Here is a 19,231-nt window from a genome sequence, read left to right on the forward strand (position 1 = left end):
CCCAGCGCATTGCCTTTCCGCAAAGGCCCTAGGTCAGCGCTTTGACGAGGGCCTGCTTGAGGGGTGCGTCCTCCATGCGCTCCACTCGGACGCTGTCGCAGCCGACCCAGCCCGCCGCCTCCAGCAGGGCCCCGGCGACCGCCGGCACCGCCTTCGGACCGTCCAGGGAGACCTGTCTGGCGACGAGCGTGGTGCCTTCGCGGCCCGGGTCGACCCGGCCCACCAGGCGGCCGCCGGACAGGACCGGCATCGCGAAGTAGCCGTGGACGCGCTTCGGCTTGGGGACGTACGCCTCCAGGCGGTGCGTGAAGCCGAAGAGCCGCTCCGTGCGCGCCCGCTCCCAGACCAGGGAGTCGAAGGGCGACAGAAGCGTGGTGCGGTGGCGGCCGCGGGGGACCGACGCCAGCGCCGCGGGGTCGGCCCAGGCGGGCTTGGACCAGCCCTGGACCGTCACCGGGACCAGGCCGGTGGCCTCGATCACCGCGTCGAACTGCTCGCTCTTCAAGCGGTGATAGTCCGCGATGTCGGATCGGGTGCCGACACCCAGCGCCTCGCCGGCCTGGCGGAGCAGACGGCGCACGCACTCCCGGTCGTCGATGTCGTCGTGGAGCAGCTCGGCGGGGATCGCGCGCTCCGCCAGGTCGTAGACCCGCTTCCAGCCGCGGCGCTCGACGCACACGACCTCGCCGTACATCAGCGCGCGCTCGACGGCGACCTTCGACTCCGACCAGTCCCACCACTCGCCCTTGTTCTTCGCGCCGCCCAGCTCCGTGGCGGTGAGCGGACCCTCCGCGCGCAGCTGCTTGATCACCTGCTCGTACGCCCCGTCGGGCAGGTCGTGGTGCCAGTGCGGGCGGGTGCGGTAGGCGCGGCGGCGGAACGCGAAGTGCGGCCACTCCTCGATCGGCAGGATGCAGGCCGCGTGCGACCAGTACTCGAACGCGTGGCCGTCGGTCCAGTACGCCGCCTCGACCTGTCTGCGGCCGACCGCGCCCAGGCGCGCGTACGGAATCAGCTCGTGGGAGCGGGCCAGCACCGAGATCGTGTCGAGCTGGACCGCGCCGAGGTGGCGCAGCACCCCGCGGACCCCGCCCTGACGGTTCGGGGCGCCGAGGAAGCCCTGGGCGCGCAGCGCGATGCGGCGGGCTTCGTCTGCGGAGAGATCGGCGGCGGGACGCGGCAAGGTCGTCATGCCCGAAACGATAGAGGCGGCCACTGACAGTCAGGAGAGCCGGCCACCGACGGTCAAGAGTTAGCCGCAGACAGCCAGGAGAGCCGGACACCGACGGTCGGAGAGTCGGCCGCCGACAGTCAGGCGGGTGCCGGCAGGTAGGGCAGCGGGCACGGCAGGCCCAGGTCCGACGGGAGCAGGGCGCCGATCCAGCAGTCGCGCAGCACTCCCTTGTTGAGCAGGCCCGAGCGCAGCACCCCCTCGATCGTGAAGCCGGCCTTCTCGGCGACCGCGCGCGAGCCCACGTTGCCCACTTCGGCCCGCCACTCCAGGCGCGTACAGGCGAGGTCGAGGAAGGCCCAACGGGCCAGGCCCAGCACGGCTTCCCGCATGTAGCCGCGGCCGCGGTGCTCCTTGGCCGTCCAGAAGCCGATCTCCCAGCTGCCCACGCGCGGGTGGTGCAGCGAGGCCGCGCCGATGATCGGCCCGAACTCCTGCGCCCGCAGGGCGAACGTGTACTCCGTGTCGGTGCGCCAGCCGTCCGTGACCATGCGGTGGATGAAGTATTCCGCGTCCACGCGCGCGTAGGGCGAGGGAATGGGCACCCAGCGCTGTATCTCGGGATCCTGCACCGCCGCGCACACCTCGTCGATGTCGGCGGGTACGAACGTGCGCAGTTGCAGGCGGCCGGTGGTCAGCGTCACGGGGTCCATCGCCCGATTCTGCTCGGGGACGAGAAGGGACGCCATCACTTTTCGTGTCCCATACCGGCACCTTCCGAGCCCCCTGTCCGTTGGACCTCACGGCAGACCTCCCGGCGCGGTGGGGTCCTCGCATACGATGGCCGTTGCTCAGGCTGTCGCTTGAGTAACCGACCGTGCCAGGCCCGACCGGCAAGGAGACCAACCGCGTGTCCGTCCTCCAGAAGATCATGCGTGCAGGCGAAGGCAAGATCCTGCGCAAACTGCACCGCATCGCGGACCAGGTCAACTCCATCGAAGAGGACTTCGAGAGTCTCTCCGACGCCGAGCTGCGCGCCCTGACGGATGAGTACAAGCAGCGCTACGAGGACGGCGAGACCCTCGACGACCTGCTGCCCGAGGCCTTCGCGACCGTCCGTGAGGCCTCCCGGCGCGTCCTCGGCCAGCGCCCCTACGACGTCCAGTTGATGGGCGGCGCCGCGCTCCACCTCGGCTACGTGGCCGAGATGAAGACCGGTGAGGGCAAGACCCTGGTCGGCACGCTGCCGACGTACTTGAACGCGCTGTCCGGCAAGGGCGTCCACCTGATCACGGTGAACGACTACCTGGCCGAGCGCGACTCCGAGATGATGGGCCGCATCCACAAGTTCCTGGGGCTGAGCGTCGGCTGCATCCTGGCGAACATGACGCCGGTGGAGCGCCGCGAGCAGTACAACTGCGACATCACCTACGGCACGAACAACGAGTTCGGCTTCGACTACCTGCGCGACAACATGGCGTGGTCGCAGGACGAGCTCGTCCAGCGCGGCCACAACTTCGCGGTGGTCGACGAGGTCGACTCCATTCTCGTCGACGAGGCCCGTACGCCGCTGATCATCTCCGGCCCCGCCGACCAGGCCACCAAGTGGTACGGCGACTTCGCCAAGCTCGTCACGCGCCTCAAGAAGGGCGAGGCGGGCAACCAGCTGAAGGGCATCGAGGAGACCGGCGACTACGAGGTCGACGAGAAGAAGCGCACCGTCGCCATCCACGAGCCCGGCGTCGCCAAGGTCGAGGACTGGCTGGGCATCGACAACCTCTACGAGTCGGTGAACACCCCGCTCGTCGGGTACCTGAACAACGCCATCAAGGCCAAGGAACTCTTCAAGAAGGACAAGGACTACGTCGTCATCGACGGCGAAGTCATGATCGTCGACGAGCACACCGGCCGTATCCTCGCCGGCCGCCGCTACAACGAGGGCATGCACCAGGCGATCGAGGCGAAGGAAGGGGTGGACATCAAGGATGAGAACCAGACCCTGGCGACCATCACCCTTCAGAACTTCTTCCGCCTCTACAGCAAGCTCTCCGGCATGACCGGTACGGCGATGACCGAGGCCGCCGAGTTCCACCAGATCTACAAGCTCGGCGTCGTCCCGATCCCGACGAACAGGCCGATGGTCCGCAAGGACCAGGCGGACCTGATCTACCGCACCGAGGTCGCGAAGTTCGACGCGGTCGTCGACGACATCGCGGAGAAGCACGAGAAGGGCCAGCCGATCCTCGTCGGTACGACGTCGGTCGAGAAGTCCGAGTACCTCTCGCAGCAGCTCAGCAAGCGCGGCATCCAGCACGAGGTGCTGAACGCGAAGCAGCACGACCGCGAGGCGCCGATCATCGCCCAGGCCGGCCGCAAGGGCGCCGTCACCGTCGCCACGAACATGGCCGGCCGTGGTACCGACATCAAGCTCGGCGGTAACCCGGACGACCTGGCCGAGGCCGAGCTGCGCCAGGCGGGCCTCGACCCCGTCGAGCACGTCGAGGAGTGGGCCGCGGCCCTTCCCGCCGCCCTGGAGAAGGCCGAGCAGGCCGTCAAGGCGGAGTTCGAAGAGGTCAAGGACCTCGGCGGGCTGTACGTCCTCGGTACCGAGCGGCACGAGTCGCGGCGTATCGACAACCAGCTGCGCGGTCGTTCCGGCCGTCAGGGCGACCCCGGTGAGTCGCGCTTCTACCTCTCGCTCGGCGACGACCTGATGCGGCTCTTCAAGGCGCAGATGGTCGAGCGCGTCATGTCGATGGCGAACGTGCCGGACGACGTCCCGATCGAGAACAAGATGGTCACCCGCGCCATCGCCTCCGCCCAGTCGCAGGTCGAGCAGCAGAACTTCGAGACGCGTAAGAACGTCCTGAAGTACGACGAGGTGCTCAACCGGCAGCGCGAGGTCATCTACGGCGAGCGCCGCCGCGTTCTTGAGGGCGAGGACCTGCAGGAGCAGGTCGTGCACTTCATGGACGACACCATCGACGAGTACATCGGCGCCGAGACGGCCGAGGGCTTCGCCGAGGAGTGGGACCTCGACCGGCTGTGGGGCGCCTTCAAGCAGCTCTACCCGATCAAGGTGACGGTGGAGGAGCTGGAGGAGGAGGCCGGTGACCGGGCCGGTCTGACCGCCGAGTTCATCGCCGAGGCCGTCAAGGACGACATCCACGCGCAGTACGAGGAGCGCGGGGAGCAGCTCGGCGCCGACATCATGCGTGAGCTGGAGCGCCGCGTGGTGCTCTCCGTGCTCGACCGCAAGTGGCGTGAGCACCTCTACGAGATGGACTACCTCCAGGAGGGCATCGGCCTGCGCGCCATGGCGCAGAAGGACCCGCTGGTCGAGTACCAGCGCGAGGGCTTCGACATGTTCACCGCCATGATGGAGGGCATCAAGGAGGAGTCCGTCGGCTACCTGTTCAACCTGGAGGTCCAGGTCGAGCAGCAGGTCGAGGAGGTCCCGGTCGAGGACGCGGCGCCCACCACGTCGCTCGACAAGGAGGACGCGGTTCCGGCGCAGGCCGGCGCGCGTCCGGAGATCCGGGCCAAGGGCCTCGACGCTCCGCAGCGGCCCGACCGGCTGCACTTCCAGGCGCCGAACGCCGAGGGTGGCGTCGACGAGGGCGACTTCCTGACCGAGGACGGGCCGGCGCGGTCCGAGTCGGACGGGCTGACCCGGGCCGAGCGCAGGAAGCAGTCGAAGGGCCGGCGTCGCAAGAAGTGACCGTCCTTCTTTGAAGGATGTTTTTCGAAGGGCCGGGCACGGTGTGCCCGGCCCTTCGTGTGCAGAACGTCGTGGTCTCAGAACGTCTCACGGGGCGGGCGGCCGTCCAGTTCCACCGCTGTGACGCGCCAGCGGTGGTCGTGGGAGAGGTGGAGGCGGAAGGCCAGGGCGTGCAGGCGGGGGCCCGCGGTGATGCGGGCGAAGACCTCGTAGGTGCCGGTGGACGGTTCGAAATGGCCGATGCCGTGGATCGTCGGCCGCGGGCCCTCGGTGCCGAGGGGCCGCCGGGCCACCAGCCACAAGAGGTCGTCGTACGCCTGGTCGGCGGTGTGGCGGGCGAACCAGTACGGGGGCTTGTGGCCGGACAGGACCAGGAGCAGGCGTTGGGTGAAGAGCTCGGTCGGGTGCGGCGGAGCCTGCGGCGGCACCCGGCGGTCGGCCGGCCGCCGGGAGTCCCGGCGGGACGGGGGCCGGGTGGTTCCGCGGGGCCCCCGCCTGGTCATCACCTTCTGCATGGCGCCTCCGGATACCAGTCAGTAACTCTGTGTGGGGATCTTGTACGGGCTCCGGCGAGGCCCGCGCAAGAGAGGACGGAGCCGGTCGGCGAGGAGCGCCGAGTTCACTTATCCGAGTGATCGGGCGGTGAACGGGCCGGGAACCGGGCGGGCGGGGCCGGGTGTGGGGGCCGGTCCCGTTGACGTGTGCGCGAGGTGCGGTCGGCAGTCCGAAGGGGGACTCCCGCACGTATCCTGGAGGTCCCGTTGACCATGAGCACGGCTCCGAACGACCCTGGGCACGGCTCCGAAGACGACGAAAGCGGCCCGTCATGCGTGTGTACGTACCTCTGTCCCTGCCCCGACTCGCAGAGGCGTACAAGGTGGGCGAGCTGGGTCCCGCGCCGCTGACCGCCTACGCCGTGACGCCCGCGCTGCGCGAGTGGTACGTCTCCGACGACATCGAGGAGCTGGAGTACGCGGCCCTCAACCGCGCCGCGCTCGCCTCGCTGCGGCTGCTCGCGGGGGAGCCCGACGCGGCGCGGCGCCGGGTCGTCCTCGCCGTGGACGTGGCGGACAAGGCCGCCGTGGTCGACCCCGACAGCGGACTCGACCCGACCGCGCTCGGCGAGGTCTCCGTGCGCGAGACCGTGCGGCTGGCCAAGGCCGCCGCCGTGCATGTGGACGCGGACGACGCCGAGGCCGATGTCACCGCCGCCGCTGCCGCGCTCGGCGCCGCCGACCACGGTGACGACGACGCCCAGTTCGTGGTGGACGGGGCCGAGGACCACGAGTTGCTGTGGTTCGCCACGCAGGAGATCGCGAACCTAATGGGCCGCGAGGCCTGAGGCGGTCGGGGCTGGGAGCGCGAAGGGTATTTTCTCCCTATGGGCAAGCACATAGCGGGCGCGCACATCGTCTGGGACTGGAACGGGACCCTGTTCCACGACAACGACGCGATCATCCGCGCCACCAACGCCGCTTTCGAGGAGATCGGGCTCGCCCCGATCACGTTGGAGAAGTACCGCGCTCTGTACTGCGTGCCGGTGCCCAAGTTCTACGAGCGGCTGATGGGGCGGCTGCCCACGGCCGCCGAGTGGGACGTGATGGACGAGGCGTTCCATCGGCACTACGCGCTGCACTCCGTGGCGTGCGGGCTCGCCGAGGGCGTGGAACCGCTGCTCGCCGGATGGCAGGACGCCGGGCGCAGCCAGTCCATCCTGAGCATGGCAGGGCATGAGCAACTGGTCCCGCTGGTACGCCGGTTGGGTATCACCGAGCGGTTCGTCCGGGTCGACGGGCGGACCGGCCCCTCCGGGGGCAGCAAGGCCGAGCACATGGTGCGGCACCTGGGCGAGCTGCGGGGTGTGGCGCCGGAGCGGACCGTCGTGATCGGGGACGCCGCGGACGACGCCGTCGCCGCGCTCGGCGCGGGCGCGCAGGCCGTGCTCTACACGGGCGGATCGCACGACCGGGCCGGCCTCGAAGGGGTGGGGGCGCCCGTCGTGGACACGCTCGCGGAAGCGGTGCGCGAGGCGGAGCGGATCGTCGCCGCGGCCTGAACCGCGACTCGGGCGCACCTCGCGCCCCTGCGTCAGGCCCCCGCGCGTCTTACCTCACGGGTGGTGTTCGCGGGGCGTCTGTGCCGACTTTCGCTCACGCTCCGCAGGGCGCTGCGTACCCTGTGGTGAGTGCGATGGTGCGGTGCGGCGCGACGGGGGGACGGGAAACATGGGGTTCGCCTTCGGACAGCGGCGCGGTGGTCAACTACCGGCCGAGGTCACCACGTTCGTCGGCAGGTCGGACGAACTGGCGCAGGTGAAGGCCGCGTTCGAGCGGGCCAGACTGGTCACGCTGGTCGGGCCCGGCGGTGTCGGCAAGAGCCGTACCGCGCTGCGGGCGGCGGCCGGGCTCGTCGGGCGGTTTCCCGACGGCGTGTGGCTGGTCGAGCTGAGTGCGCTGCGCGACCCCGAGCTGATCCCCGTGACGCTCGCCGCCGTGCTCCAACTGCCCGACCAGGTGGGCATGGAGCCGCTCGACGTGATCGTCGAGCATCTGCGCGGGAGGCAGCTGCTCATCGTCCTCGACACATGCGAGCACCTCGTCGACGCGTGCGCGATGCTCACCGATGTTCTCTTGCGCGAGGCGGCGGGGGTGAGCGTCCTCGCCACCAGTCGCCAGCCGCTCGACGTACCCGGCGAGCACTGCTGCGTCATCGCGCCGCTCGGGCCGGGCGACGCCCTGGAACTGTTCGTGCAGCGGGCCGCCGCCGTCGTGCCCGGATTCACCGTGACCGACGCCAACCGCGAGCAACTCTCCGCACTGGCCGCCCGGTTGGACGGAATCCCGCTCGCTCTGGAACTGGCCGCGGTGCGGTTGCGGGCGGTCTCCCTCGAGCAGCTGGTGGAGCGGCTCGGCCAGCGGTTCGAGGTGCTCACGGGCGGCCGGCGAACATCCCTGACGCGGCATCAGACGCTGCGCGCGGCCATCGGCTGGTCGCACGAACTGTGCACGCCGCACGAGCGGCTGCTGTGGGCGCGGCTGTCCGTCTTCGCCGGATCCTTCGAACTGTCCGCTGTCGAAGTGGTGTGCGCAGGAGGTGAGTTGGCCGAAGAAGAGGTCCTGCAGTGCCTGATCGGGCTCGTCGACAAGTCCGTCGTCCAGCGCATCGGGGAGAACGGCGGCCGGTACCGGCTGCTCGACACGATCCGTGAGTACGGTGCCGAGTGGCTGGCGCAGACCGGGCAGGAGGCGGCCGCCCGGGAGCGGCACTTCTCGTACTACCGGGAACTCGGCCGACGCTACTGGGAGGAATTCCTCACGCCCGCGCAGCCCGCGCACTACCGGCTGCTGCGCGCGGAGAAGTCCGATCTGCGGGCCGCGCTCGAGTACGCGTACCAGAGCCGTGAGCTGGCGGCCCAGGGGCTGTGGCTCGCCGCGCAGCTCGGCCCCTTCTGGCGGGCGCTCGGCGCGCTCTCCGAGGGGCGCTACTGGATCGAGAAGGGGCTCGGGCTCCTCGACGAGGTGGGCGAGGAGCAGGCGTGGGGGCGGTTCATGGTCGCCCTGTTCGCGGTCTGGACCGGGGATCTGCCCGGTGCCCTCGAACTGTTCCACCGGGCGGTCGTGGTGGCCCGGGAGTCCGGCACCGACCGCGTGGAGCTGTTCTGCGAGGCCTACCTCGGCGGCCTCCACGCGCTGTGCGGGGAACCCGACGGGCTGGCGGCGCTGGAGGACGCGCGGCAGCGGATCGTGGCGCGTGGCGACGGGCTCGGCATCGCGGTCGTCCACTACGAGAGCGCGCTGCTGCTCGGAGTGCTCGGCGACACGGACCGTGCGCTGGAACTGTGCCGGGTCGGCCTCGCGTACCTGGAGGAGACCGGTGAGCGGCAACTGTTCGCGTCCACGCTCCTGGTGCACGGGCTGATCCGGTGGCTCGGCGGGGCGCGCGCGGAGGCCCTCGCGTCGCTGTGCCGGGCCCTGGAAGCCGCCGCCGAGGTCGACGAGGTGCTCATCGCCGCGATGTGCTGCCTCGGGCTCGGCTGGGCGGCCGCACACGAGAAGCGGTATGTCCGGGCCGCCTGGCTGCTCGGGTACGCGCAGAACGCGCGGCGGCTGGCTGCCGGGGACCCCATCGCCATGCTGCCGTCGCTCTTCGACGAGCAGGAGGCCGTGCGGGGCGCTGTGCAGCGGGCCCTGGGGGACGCGGAGTTCCGGCGGTGGACCGAGGTGGGGGCGCGGCTTTCCGGGGCCCGGGTGCTGGAGGCCGTGCGGGCCGGTGCCGATACGCCGGGGCCCGTGGTTCCCGCCGCGCGGGGCGTCGGGGGTGATGCGCTGACGCGGCGCGAGCGGGAGGTTGCCGCGTTGGTGGTCGAGGGGTTGTCCAACCGGGAGATCGCGGAGCGGTTGGTGATCTCGAAGCGGACCGCTGACGCGCATGTGGAGCATATTTTGGCGAAGCTGGGGGTGGGGTCCCGGACGGAGGTCGCCGACGGTTGGGGGCGGGTCGAGAGTTCGGGGGGTTGAGGGGGCGGGGGTTTGGGGTGGGGGGTGGTGAGTGCCGGTGGTCGGGTGCCGGTTGTGGGTGGCTGGTCGCGCAGTTCCCCGCGTCCCTGGCAGGGCTGGTCGTTGCCGGGGCGTCGGGAGGCGGGAGATCGGTCGCGCTCGCGTGGTGGAGCAGCCCCGCGTCCCTGGCGGGGCTGGTCGTTGCCGGGTTGCCGGGAGGCGGGAGTTCGGTCGCGCTCGCGCGGTGGAGCCGCATATGGAAACAGCCCCGCGCCCCGGGCGGCCTGCAACTGGTCCGGCTCGCGCGCCTAAGTCGTGCGACGTCACAGTCCCGCGCCCCTGAGCCGCGCATCGACGCCACTCCGCTGCCCGCCCCCCGGGCCGCAACAACGCTGCCCCCGCCCCTAGGGCCCGTCTTCAAACTCCCTCCCCCAGCCTTCGGCCGGGAGGTGCCCCCAGCCCCGCGACGCCTGGCACGCTCCCCCAGCTACCGCTGGGAGGTGCCCCCACTCGCCGCACCGGGCACAAGGCCAAGTACGTCCAGTACGAGGCCTTGCACCCGGCACTCCCCCAGCCTTCGGCCGGGGGGACCCCCAGAGCACGCACCAGACGCCGCGGGGCCGCCCTTCGGGCTGGGGGCACCTCCCAGCGTTAGCTGGGGGAGGGAGTTTGAAGACAGGCCCTAGGTATACGGACACCCCACCCCTACGCGGATATGCGTATACCTGTCTCCCGGCATACCGATGCCCCGCCCCCTCGGCCCCGCTTAGCTGTATGCGCGCCGAGCTTCGGGACGAAGTGTGTGGCGGGGTGTCGGGCAGTAATGGTCAACTCCCCACGGCTGTCGTGGCAACGGCCCTCGTTGTGGTGCCCGGAGCGCGGTGCGTCACGGTGGCTGCCCTCGTCGGCGGGGCAGCCACCCCTCGCGCAGTCCGCCGTGACCCCGCGGGCTGTCAGACCGCGGGTGCCTTCGCCCGCAGCACCGTGAGGAACTCCCGCATCCAGGCGGAGTGGTCCGGCCAGGCGCGGGCCGAGACCAGGGTGCCGTCGACGACCGTCTCCGCGTCCTGGAAGGTGGCGCCGGCCGCCTGCATGTCCGGCTCGAGCGCGGGATACGCGGTCACGCGGCGGCCCCGCAGGCCGTCGATCGCGGCGGTCAGGAGCGGGCCGTGGCAGATCTGGGCGACGGGCTTGTCGGTGTCGAAGAAGGACTTGACGATCTTGCGGAGTTCGCCGTCGCCGCGCAGGTACTCCGGTGCCCGGCCGCCCGGGATGACAAGAGCGGCGTACTGGCCCGGGTCGACCTCCGCGAAGGACAGGTCGGCCGGCCAGGTGTAGCCCGGTTTCTCCGTGTACGTATCGAAGCCGGGCTCGAAATCGTGGACCACGAAGCGCAGCTGTTTACGGTTCGGGGCCGCGATGTGGACCTCGTATCCCTCCTCGCGCAACCGTTGGTACGGGTAGAGGACCTCCAGCGACTCCGCCGCGTCGCCGGTCACGATCAGGATTTTGGGTGCCATTGGTCACACGCTCCCCTCGACGATCCGGTATCCGCCGTCGTGCCCAACGTGCCGCTGCCCAGTCCTCCTGGCAAGAGGGCGCGGTTCTGTGCAGAGTGTCAAAGTTCCGGCGCTTGTTTTGTACATATACAGCTCATGACGGGTCCCCCAGGAGGAGCGATAGCCTGGTCCCGTGATCAGCGCGATATCTCGCGGGGGCATCGTCGCCCCCTGCCCGCGCCGGGAGCACACGCGTCGCCACAGCGACCGTGCCCGGCGCGCAGCCGCTGATCGTTTCGGGCAGATGGCCAGTTCGTTGAAAATGGCGCATTTCCGTCCGCCCTTCTTCCAATCCGGCATAACGTCGAGTCAGACCGGACACCCCGCGTCGCGGCGTTATGTCGAGCGATTCATGATCGTCACGTCTACGTCACGCAATGGCGCGCGACAGGAGCCAGAGGACAATGCAGACCAAGCTGGACGAAGCCAAAGCCGAGCTGCTCGCACGGGCCGCACGGGTAGCTGAGAACAGCCCGGTAGGGGGGCACCTACCGACTGGGGCATCGGACGGGGGCCCTCCTGGCCCCCTCGACCAGGAAACCGTGCTCGCGTTCCTGCAGCGCTACTACCTGCACACCGCAGCCGAGGACCTCACGGACCGCGACCCGGTCGACATCTTCGGAGCTGCGTACTCGCACTACCGACTCGCCGAGAACCGGCCGCAGGGCACCGCGAACGTCAGGGTCCACACCCCGACCGTCGAGGAGAACGGCTGGACCTGCAGCCACTCCGTCGTCGAGGTCGTCACCGACGACATGCCCTTCCTCGTGGACTCCGTCACCAACGAGCTGTCCCGGCAGGGCCGCGGCATCCACGTCGTCATCCACCCGCAGGTCGTCGTCCGCCGCGACGTCACGGGCAAGCTCCAGGAAGTACTGCCGGCCGGCAGCACCGCCGAGGGCCACGACGTGCTCACCGAGTCGTGGATCCACGTCGAGACGGACCGCGAGACCGACCGCGCCGACCTCAAGCAGATCACCTCCGACCTGTTGCGCGTCCTGTCCGACGTGCGCGAGTGCGTCGAGGACTGGGAGAAGATGCGCGACGCGTCGCTGCGCATCGCCGACGAGCTGCCGCGCGAGCCCACCGCGGGCGACCTGGACGCGCAGGAGGTCGACGAGGCGCGTGAGCTGCTCCGCTGGCTGTCCTCCGACCACTTCACGTTCCTGGGCTTTCGCGAGTACGACCTCACCGACGACGACTCGCTCGCCGCCGTGCCCGGCACCGGTCTCGGCATCCTGCGCGCCGACCCGCAGCACGAGGGCGACGACCACCACCCGGTCTCGCCGTCCTTCAACCGGCTGCCGGACGACGCCCGCGCCAAGGCCCGCGAGCACCGCCTCCTCGTACTGACCAAGGCCAACAGCCGCTCCACCGTGCACCGGCCCAGCTACCTCGACTACGTAGGCGTGAAGAAGTTCGACGCCGAGGGCAATGTCGTCGGTGAGCGCCGCTTCCTCGGGCTCTTCTCCTCCGCCGCGTACACCGAGTCGGTGCGCCGCGTCCCCGTCATCCGCCGCAAGGTCGCCGAGGTCCTCAAGGGCGCCGGCTTCTCGCCCGCCAGCCACGACGGCCGCGACCTGATGCAGATCATGGAGACGTACCCGCGCGACGAGCTGTTCCAGACCCCGGCCGACGAGCTGCGGGCCATCGTTACGTCCGTGCTGTACCTCCAGGAGCGCCGCCGGCTCCGCCTCTACCTGCGCAAGGACGAGTACGGGCGCTACTACTCGGCCCTCGTCTACCTGCCGCGCGACCGCTACACCACGGGCGTGCGGCTGCGGATCATCGACATCCTCAAGGAGGAACTCGGCGGCAACAGCGTCGACTTCACCGCGTGGAACACCGAGTCGATCCTCTCCCGGCTGCACTTCGTCGTCCGGGTCCCGCCCGGCACCGAGCTGCCGCAGCTCTCCGACGCCGACAAGGACCGCATCGAGGCCCGGCTCGTCGAGGCCGCCCGGTCCTGGGCCGACGGCTTCGGCGAGGCGCTGAACGCCGAGTGCGGCGAGGAGCGCGCCGCCGAGCTGCTGCGCCGCTACGGGGGCTCGTTCCCCGAGGGCTACAAGGCCGACCACTCGCCGCGCGCGGCCGTCGCCGACCTGGTCCACCTGGAGCAGCTCAAGCACGGCGGCAAGGACTTCGCGCTCTCCCTGTACGAGCCGGTGGGCGCGGCCCCCGGCGAGCGCCGCTTCAAGATCTACCGGACCGGTGCGCCCGTCTCGCTCTCCGCCGTCCTGCCGGTGCTCCAGCGCCTGGGCGTCGAGGTCACCGACGAGCGCCCGTACGAACTGCGCTGCAGCGACCGTACGACCGCGTGGATCTACGACTTCGGCCTGCGCCTGCCCAAGCCGGCCAACGGCGGCGGGGACGACCTCGGCGCCGACGGCCGCGAGCGGTTCCAGGAGGCCTTCGCCGCCACCTGGATGGGGCTCGCCGAGAACGACGGCTTCAACTCCCTCGTCCTCGGCGCCGGGCTGACCTGGCGGCAGGCGATGGTGCTGCGCGCGTACGCCAAGTACCTGCGCCAGGCGGGCTCCACGTTCAGCCAGGACTACATGGAGGACACCCTCCGCACGAACGTCCACACCACCCGGCTGCTCGTATCCCTCTTCGAGGCGCGGATGTCGCCGGAGCGGCAGCGCGCCGGGACCGAGCTGATCGACGGGCTGCTCGAAGAGGTCGACGGCGCCCTCGACCAGGTGGCCTCGCTCGACGAGGACCGCATCCTGCGGTCCTTCCTCACCGTCATCAAGGCGACGCTGCGGACCAACTTCTTCCAGGAGGCGGGCGGCGGTGAGCCGCACGCGTACGTCTCCATGAAGTTCGACCCGCAGGCCATCCCGGACCTGCCCGCGCCGCGGCCCGCGTACGAGATCTGGGTGTACTCGCCCCGCGTCGAGGGTGTGCACCTGCGCTTCGGCAAGGTCGCGCGCGGCGGCCTGCGCTGGTCCGACCGGCGTGAGGACTTCCGTACCGAGATCCTCGGCCTGGTCAAGGCGCAGATGGTGAAGAACACCGTCATCGTGCCGGTCGGCGCGAAGGGCGGCTTCGTCGCCAAGCAGCTGCCCGACCCGAGCGTGGACCGGGACGCGTGGATGGCCGAGGGCATCCGCAGCTACAAGACGTTCATCTCGGCGCTGCTCGACATCACCGACAACCTGGTGGCCGGCGAGGTCGTGCCGCCCAACGACGTCGTGCGGCACGACGAGGACGACACGTACCTCGTGGTGGCGGCCGACAAGGGCACGGCGACGTTCTCCGACATCGCCAACGAGGTCGCGGGCAGCTACAACTTCTGGCTCGGCGACGCCTTCGCCTCCGGCGGCTCCGCCGGGTACGACCACAAGGCCATGGGCATCACCGCGCGCGGCGCCTGGGAGTCCGTCGAGCGGCACTTCCGGGAGCTGGGCGTCGACACCCAGTCCGAGGACTTCACGGTCGTCGGCGTGGGCGACATGAGCGGTGACGTCTTCGGCAACGGGATGCTGCTCAGCGAGCACATCCGGCTCGTCGCGGCCTTCGACCACCGGCACATCTTCATCGACCCGAAGCCGGTCGCGGAGACCTCGTACGCCGAGCGCCGCCGGATGTTCGAGCTGCCGCGCTCGTCGTGGGCCGACTACAACAAGGAACTGATCTCCACGGGCGGCGGCATCTTCCCGCGCTCCGCCAAGGCGATCCAGCTCAACAACCACATCCGCACGGCCCTCGGCATCGAGTCCCGCCAGGCGAAGATGACCCCGGCCGAGCTGATGAAGGCCATCCTCCAGGCCCCGGTCGACCTGCTGTGGAACGGCGGCATCGGCACGTACGTGAAGTCCTCGGCGGAGTCGAACGCGGACGTCGGCGACAAGGCCAACGACGCGATCCGGGTCGACGGTCACGCCGTGCGGGCCCAGGTCATCGGCGAGGGTGGCAACCTCGGAGCGACCCAGCTGGGCCGCATCGAGTTCGCCCGCACCGGCGGCAGGGTCAACACCGACGCGATCGACAACAGCGCCGGCGTGAACACCTCCGACGTCGAGGTCAACATCAAGATCCTGCTCAACGGCCTTGTCGCGGAAGGGGACTTGACGGTCAAGCAGCGCAACAAGCTGCTCGCCGCGATGACCGACGAGGTCGGGCACCTCGTGCTGCGCAACAACTACGCGCAGAACGTGGCGCTCGCCAACGCCGAAGCCCAGTCGCCGTCCCTGCTCCACGCCCACCAGCGATTCATGCGCAGGCTCGGCAAGCAGGGCCACCTCGACCGGTCCCTGGAGTTCCTGCCCGCCGACCGGCAGATCAAGGAACTGCTCAACTCCGGGCGCGGGCTGAGCCAGCCGGAGCTGGCCGTCCTCCTCGCGTACACGAAGATCACGGCCGCGGAAGAGCTCATCCACACGAGCCTGCCCGACGACGACTACCTGCGCCGCCTGCTGCACGCCTACTTCCCGCAGCCGCTGCGCGAGAAGTACGGCGAAGCGATCGACGGGCACGCGCTGCGCCGCGAGATCATCACGACGGTTCTCGTCAACGACACGGTGAACACCGGCGGTTCGACGTTCCTGCACCGGCTCCGCGAGGAGACCGGGGCGTCCCTCGAAGAGATCGTGCGGGCGCAGCTCGCGGCCCGCGAGATCTTCGGGCTCAGCGAGGTGTGGGACGCGGTGGAGGCGCTCGACAACGTCGTCGCCGCCGATGTCCAGACCCGGATCAGGCTGCACTCGCGCCGGCTCGTCGAGCGTGGCACGCGGTGGCTGCTCAACAACCGGCCGCAGCCGCTGCAGCTGGCCGAGACGATCTCCGCGTTCAAGGACGGCGTCACCGAGGTGTGGGCCGCCATGCCGAAGATGCTCAAGGGCTCGGACGTCGAGTGGTACCAGTCGATCTCCGACGAGCTGACCGGCGCGGGTGTGCCGGAGGAGCTGGCCGGGCGGGTCGCCGGGTTCTCGTCCGCGTTCCCGACGCTCGACATCGTGCAGATCGCCGACCGTATGGGCAAGGACGCGCTGGACGTCGCCGAGGTGTACTACGACCTCGCCGACCGGCTCAACATCACCCAGCTCATGGACCGCATCATCGAGCTGCCGCGGGCCGACCGCTGGCAGTCGATGGCCCGCGCCTCGATCCGTGAGGACCTGTACGCGGCGCACGCCGCCCTGACGGCCGACGTGCTGGCCGCGGGGAACGGGACGTCCACGCCGGAACAGCGGTTCAAGGCGTGGGAGGAGAAGAACGCGCCGATCCTGGGCCGGGCGCGCACCACCCTGGAGGAGATCCAGGGCTCGGACGCCTTCGACCTGGCGAACCTGTCGGTGGCGATGCGGACGATGCGCACGCTGCTGCGCGTGCACACGTAGGGGTTCCGTGAAGTAGGGGCTACGTGAAGGGGCGCCCCGGGCCGGTCAAGTACCGGGCCGGGGCGCCCCCGTCTCCGTTCCGATTCCGACGTCCGACCCGGCGGGGGAACTCGACATTCAGCGATAAACAGGGCATTACGTCTAATGTAGAACTGATTGTCTGACAGATCAGGGAGAGCCGATGCCGTCGATGCCCTCGAAGCCGTCCGGTCCTGACGCGCAACCGTCGAGCCGTGCGGTCGCACTGCCCGCCGACTGGGCCGCGACGCCGCTGACCGTCGTCATGCCGACGTACAACGAAGCGGGAAACCTGCCCGGGATGGCCGAGGCGCTGATGGCGCTGGACCTGCCGGGCCTGCGCCTCCTCGTCGTCGACGACTCCAGCCCCGACGGGACGGGCGAGATCGCCGAGGAACACGTCCGCCGGTTCGGCCCCGAGCGGATGGCCGTCCTGCACCGGGCGGGCAAGGAGGGCCTCGGGCGCGCGTACGCCGCGGGCATGGGGCAGGCCGTCGCCGACGGCGCGCACTTCGTCCTGCAGATGGACGCCGACGGCAGCCACCCCGCCGCGAAGGTCCCCGACATGCTGGGAGTCGCCCTCGCGACCGGCGCCGGCGTCACCATGGGCAGCCGCTACGTCCAGGGCGGCACCCTCTCCGAGGCCTGGGGAGCGCACCGCCGCCTGCTGTCCCGCTGGGCGAACGCGTACGCGGGCACCATCCTCGGCACCCGGGTCCGCGACATCACCGGCGGCTTCAACCTGTGGCGCGAGGACACGCTGCGCGCCATCGACCTGGCCTCCGTGGACAGCGCGGGCTACAGCTTCCAGGTCGAGATGAAGTACCGGGCGCTGCGCCGCGGTTACACCGTGATGGAAGTGCCCATCCACTTCGAGGACCGCACGGTCGGCGAGTCCAAGATGAGCCTGATGGTGCAGCTGGAGTCCGTCGCCATGCCATGGAAGCTGCGCGCGAGGTCGCGCCGGTGACCACGACGTCCTACGCGCCGCCGCGCCCCGCCGGCGTGCGGCTGCGCCGCCTCTCCTTCGAGGTCGTGAAGTTCGGCGTGGTCGGCGGCAGCGGTGTCGTCGTGAACCTGCTCGTCTTCAACTGCCTCCTGCACGGCCTGGGTTCGACCCCGATGGCGGCCACGGTGGCGGCGAGCTGCGTGGCGATGGCCACGAACTACCTCGGGTTCCGTTTCTACGCCTACCGGGACCGCGCGGCCCGCACCCGCCGTCAGATCGCCCTCTTCTTCGTCTTCAGCGGGATCGGCGTGGCGATGGAGAGCCTGCTCTTCTACGCGGGCTACCACGGCGCGGGCCTGACCGGGCCGCTCGCCTCGAACATCGCGAAGGCCCTCTCGATCCTGCTCGCCTCCGCGTTCCGCTTCCTCGTCTACCGGACGTGGGTCTTCCAGCACCATGCGCGCCGCCGCTAGCTGGACGGCGCGGGCCGCCGCTCTGCTGCTCCTCGTCCTCCTGCTCGCGGTCGTCGTACGCCTGCCGTGGGCCGGCGACCTCGGCATCCACGCCGCCACGATCGAGCGCCTGCGCCGCGACCTGCTCGACCCGGGCGATCCGCTGGTCGCGGCCGACGCCCCGAGCCCGTACTACACGCCCTGGACACTGCTGCTCGGCTGCGTCGCGAAGGTCACCGGGCTCGGTGTCTTCGTGGTGCTGCGGATCGCGGCGCTGGTGTCGCTGGCGGTGCTGGTCACGGGGGTGTGGTCGTTCGTCGGTACGTTCTTGGAGAGTGCGGCCCAGGAGGGCGCGGCCCAGGAGGGCGCGGCCCGGGAGAGTGCGGCCGGGCGGTGGCGGCGGAGCGCCGTGGTCGCCCTGGTGCTGCTCTCGCTGGTGCTGCTGTGGGGCACGGTCCTGTTCCGCTGGAGCGGCTTCCTGGGCCTCGACTCCCTTGCCCTGACGGTCTCCTACCCCAGTTCGTTCGCGCTCGGCGCTTCCTTCTGGCTGTGGGCGCTGCTGCGCCGGGCCACGGCCTGGGCGCACTTCCTGGGGGCGGGCATCCTGTGGGCGGTGATCCTGCTCAGCCACCAGTTCACCGGGGTGGTCGCCTCGCTCGGAGCGGCGGCGATGGTGCTCGGGGCGCGGCCGTGGCCCGGGAAGGCGGCATGGGTGCGGCTCGGCGCCGGGCTCGTGCTGGGCGTGGCGCTGCTGGCTGTCTGGCCGTACTACTCCTTCTTCGATCTGTTCGGCATCGGCGGCCTGGAGGAGATCCACCGCTCGCTGTACCGGGACCTGCCCGGCCGGTGCTGGCTGGTGGCGCTCGTCGGCGGCGCGGCGCTCGTGCTCCGATGGTGGCGTGACCGGCGCGATCCGCTGGTCCTGTTCTGCCTGTTCGGGGCCGTGCTGTTCGCGGCGGGCGGGCTGAGCGGGCACTGGTCATGGGGCCGGGTGCTGCCCGCGGTGCTGGTCCCCGCGCAGGTCGCGGCGGGCCTGGAGGTGTTCTGCGCGCCGCGCCGCGCGGTGCGGGCCGGGTTCGGCTGGGTCGTCGCCGCGGCGCTGGTCCTCGGCGCGTGGACCCAGTCGGGGGTGCTGGGCTACGTCCTGCCGCGCTCGGTCCTGCCGTCCGCGATCGCCGCCAAGTACCGGGAGCCCTGGGCCGGTTACCACTGGATCACGCCGTGGGTGAAGTACGGGGACGTGGTGCTGGCCAAGAAGTTGCCGGCCCGGCAGATCCCGGCCTACGGGGCATACACGGTGGCGCCCGGGTACCCGGATTTCTTCCTGGGGGACGAGAAGGCGCGGCTCGCGGCGGTGCGCACGTATTTCGCGGCGGGCACGTCGCGGAACCGGCGGACGGACGTACTGCGGCGGTACGGGGTGCGCTGGGTCGTGGCGTATCGCGGCGACGGCGGGCTGCCGTTGGAGCGGGTCGCCGTGGGCCCGCGCGGGCAGATCCTGTACCGGGTGTGGAGCTAGC

The 19,231-nt window shown here is 70.6% G+C and carries 12 protein-coding genes; 8 read left to right on the forward strand and 4 right to left on the reverse strand.

The window, feature by feature from the left end; genetic code table 11:
• Window positions 1–28 precede the first annotated feature (28 nt).
• On the reverse strand, window positions 29–1,192 hold the full coding sequence (locus ACIREE_RS00070; protein ID WP_404144322.1) for a winged helix-turn-helix domain-containing protein: 1,164 nt from the start codon (window positions 1,190–1,192) through the stop codon (window positions 29–31).
• Window positions 1,193–1,311: 119 nt separating this feature from the next.
• Complete coding sequence (locus tag ACIREE_RS00075) at window positions 1,312–1,884, reverse strand: GNAT family N-acetyltransferase (protein WP_404144323.1); 573 nt, start codon at window positions 1,882–1,884, stop codon at window positions 1,312–1,314.
• Window positions 1,885–2,081: 197 nt separating this feature from the next.
• Here ACIREE_RS00075 and secA point away from each other — a divergent pair, with 197 nt between their 5' ends.
• Window positions 2,082–4,892 (forward strand): preprotein translocase subunit SecA, encoded by a 2,811-nt coding sequence (gene secA / locus ACIREE_RS00080; RefSeq protein ID WP_404144325.1) that lies wholly within the window; start codon window positions 2,082–2,084, stop codon window positions 4,890–4,892.
• A 77-nt stretch (window positions 4,893–4,969) separates the two neighbouring features.
• On the opposite strand, the gene ACIREE_RS00085 is transcribed toward secA, so the two are convergent.
• Window positions 4,970–5,407, reverse strand: coding sequence for an Rv3235 family protein (locus tag ACIREE_RS00085; protein ID WP_404144327.1), 438 nt, complete (start codon window positions 5,405–5,407; stop codon window positions 4,970–4,972).
• Between the two features lie 311 nt (window positions 5,408–5,718).
• Here ACIREE_RS00085 and ACIREE_RS00090 point away from each other — a divergent pair, with 311 nt between their 5' ends.
• The 3 genes from ACIREE_RS00090 to ACIREE_RS00100 all read left to right on the forward strand — a co-directional run bounded on the left by ACIREE_RS00090 (window position 5,719) and on the right by ACIREE_RS00100 (window position 9,409).
• Window positions 5,719–6,234 (forward strand): DUF6912 family protein, encoded by a 516-nt coding sequence (locus ACIREE_RS00090; RefSeq protein ID WP_404144328.1) that lies wholly within the window; start codon window positions 5,719–5,721, stop codon window positions 6,232–6,234.
• Between the two features lie 39 nt (window positions 6,235–6,273).
• Window positions 6,274–6,948 carry an HAD family hydrolase gene (locus tag ACIREE_RS00095; RefSeq protein ID WP_404144330.1) on the forward strand — a complete coding sequence of 225 codons (675 nt, stop codon included), beginning with the start codon at window positions 6,274–6,276 and terminating at the stop codon, window positions 6,946–6,948.
• Window positions 6,949–7,117: 169 nt separating this feature from the next.
• Window positions 7,118–9,409: an ATP-binding protein gene (locus tag ACIREE_RS00100; RefSeq protein WP_404144331.1), complete on the forward strand. Its 2,292-nt coding sequence runs from the start codon at window positions 7,118–7,120 to the stop codon at window positions 9,407–9,409.
• 932 nt (window positions 9,410–10,341) lie between these two features.
• On the opposite strand, the gene ACIREE_RS00105 is transcribed toward ACIREE_RS00100, so the two are convergent.
• Window positions 10,342–10,908 carry a DJ-1/PfpI family protein gene (locus ACIREE_RS00105; RefSeq protein ID WP_404144333.1) on the reverse strand — a complete coding sequence of 189 codons (567 nt, stop codon included), beginning with the start codon at window positions 10,906–10,908 and terminating at the stop codon, window positions 10,342–10,344.
• Window positions 10,909–11,351: 443 nt separating this feature from the next.
• Here ACIREE_RS00105 and ACIREE_RS00110 point away from each other — a divergent pair, with 443 nt between their 5' ends.
• From ACIREE_RS00110 to ACIREE_RS00125, 4 genes are all read left to right on the forward strand, one after another.
• Complete coding sequence (locus tag ACIREE_RS00110) at window positions 11,352–16,292, forward strand: NAD-glutamate dehydrogenase (protein WP_404144334.1); 4,941 nt, start codon at window positions 11,352–11,354, stop codon at window positions 16,290–16,292.
• 190 nt (window positions 16,293–16,482) lie between these two features.
• A complete protein-coding gene (locus tag ACIREE_RS00115; RefSeq protein WP_404145261.1) occupies window positions 16,483–17,280 on the forward strand; it encodes a polyprenol monophosphomannose synthase in 798 nt (265 codons plus the stop codon).
• Window positions 17,277–17,732, forward strand: a complete 456-nt coding sequence (locus tag ACIREE_RS00120) for a GtrA family protein (RefSeq protein ID WP_404144335.1) — start codon at window positions 17,277–17,279, stop codon at window positions 17,730–17,732. Before ACIREE_RS00115 ends, ACIREE_RS00120 begins: the two co-directional genes overlap by 4 nt.
• Window positions 17,716–19,230, forward strand: a complete 1,515-nt coding sequence (locus ACIREE_RS00125) for a hypothetical protein (RefSeq protein ID WP_404144337.1) — start codon at window positions 17,716–17,718, stop codon at window positions 19,228–19,230. Before ACIREE_RS00120 ends, ACIREE_RS00125 begins: the two co-directional genes overlap by 17 nt.
• Window position 19,231 lies beyond the last annotated feature (1 nt).

The organism is Streptomyces sp. NPDC102467 (assembly GCF_044765445.1).
GTDB lineage: Bacteria > Actinomycetota > Actinomycetes > Streptomycetales > Streptomycetaceae > Streptomyces.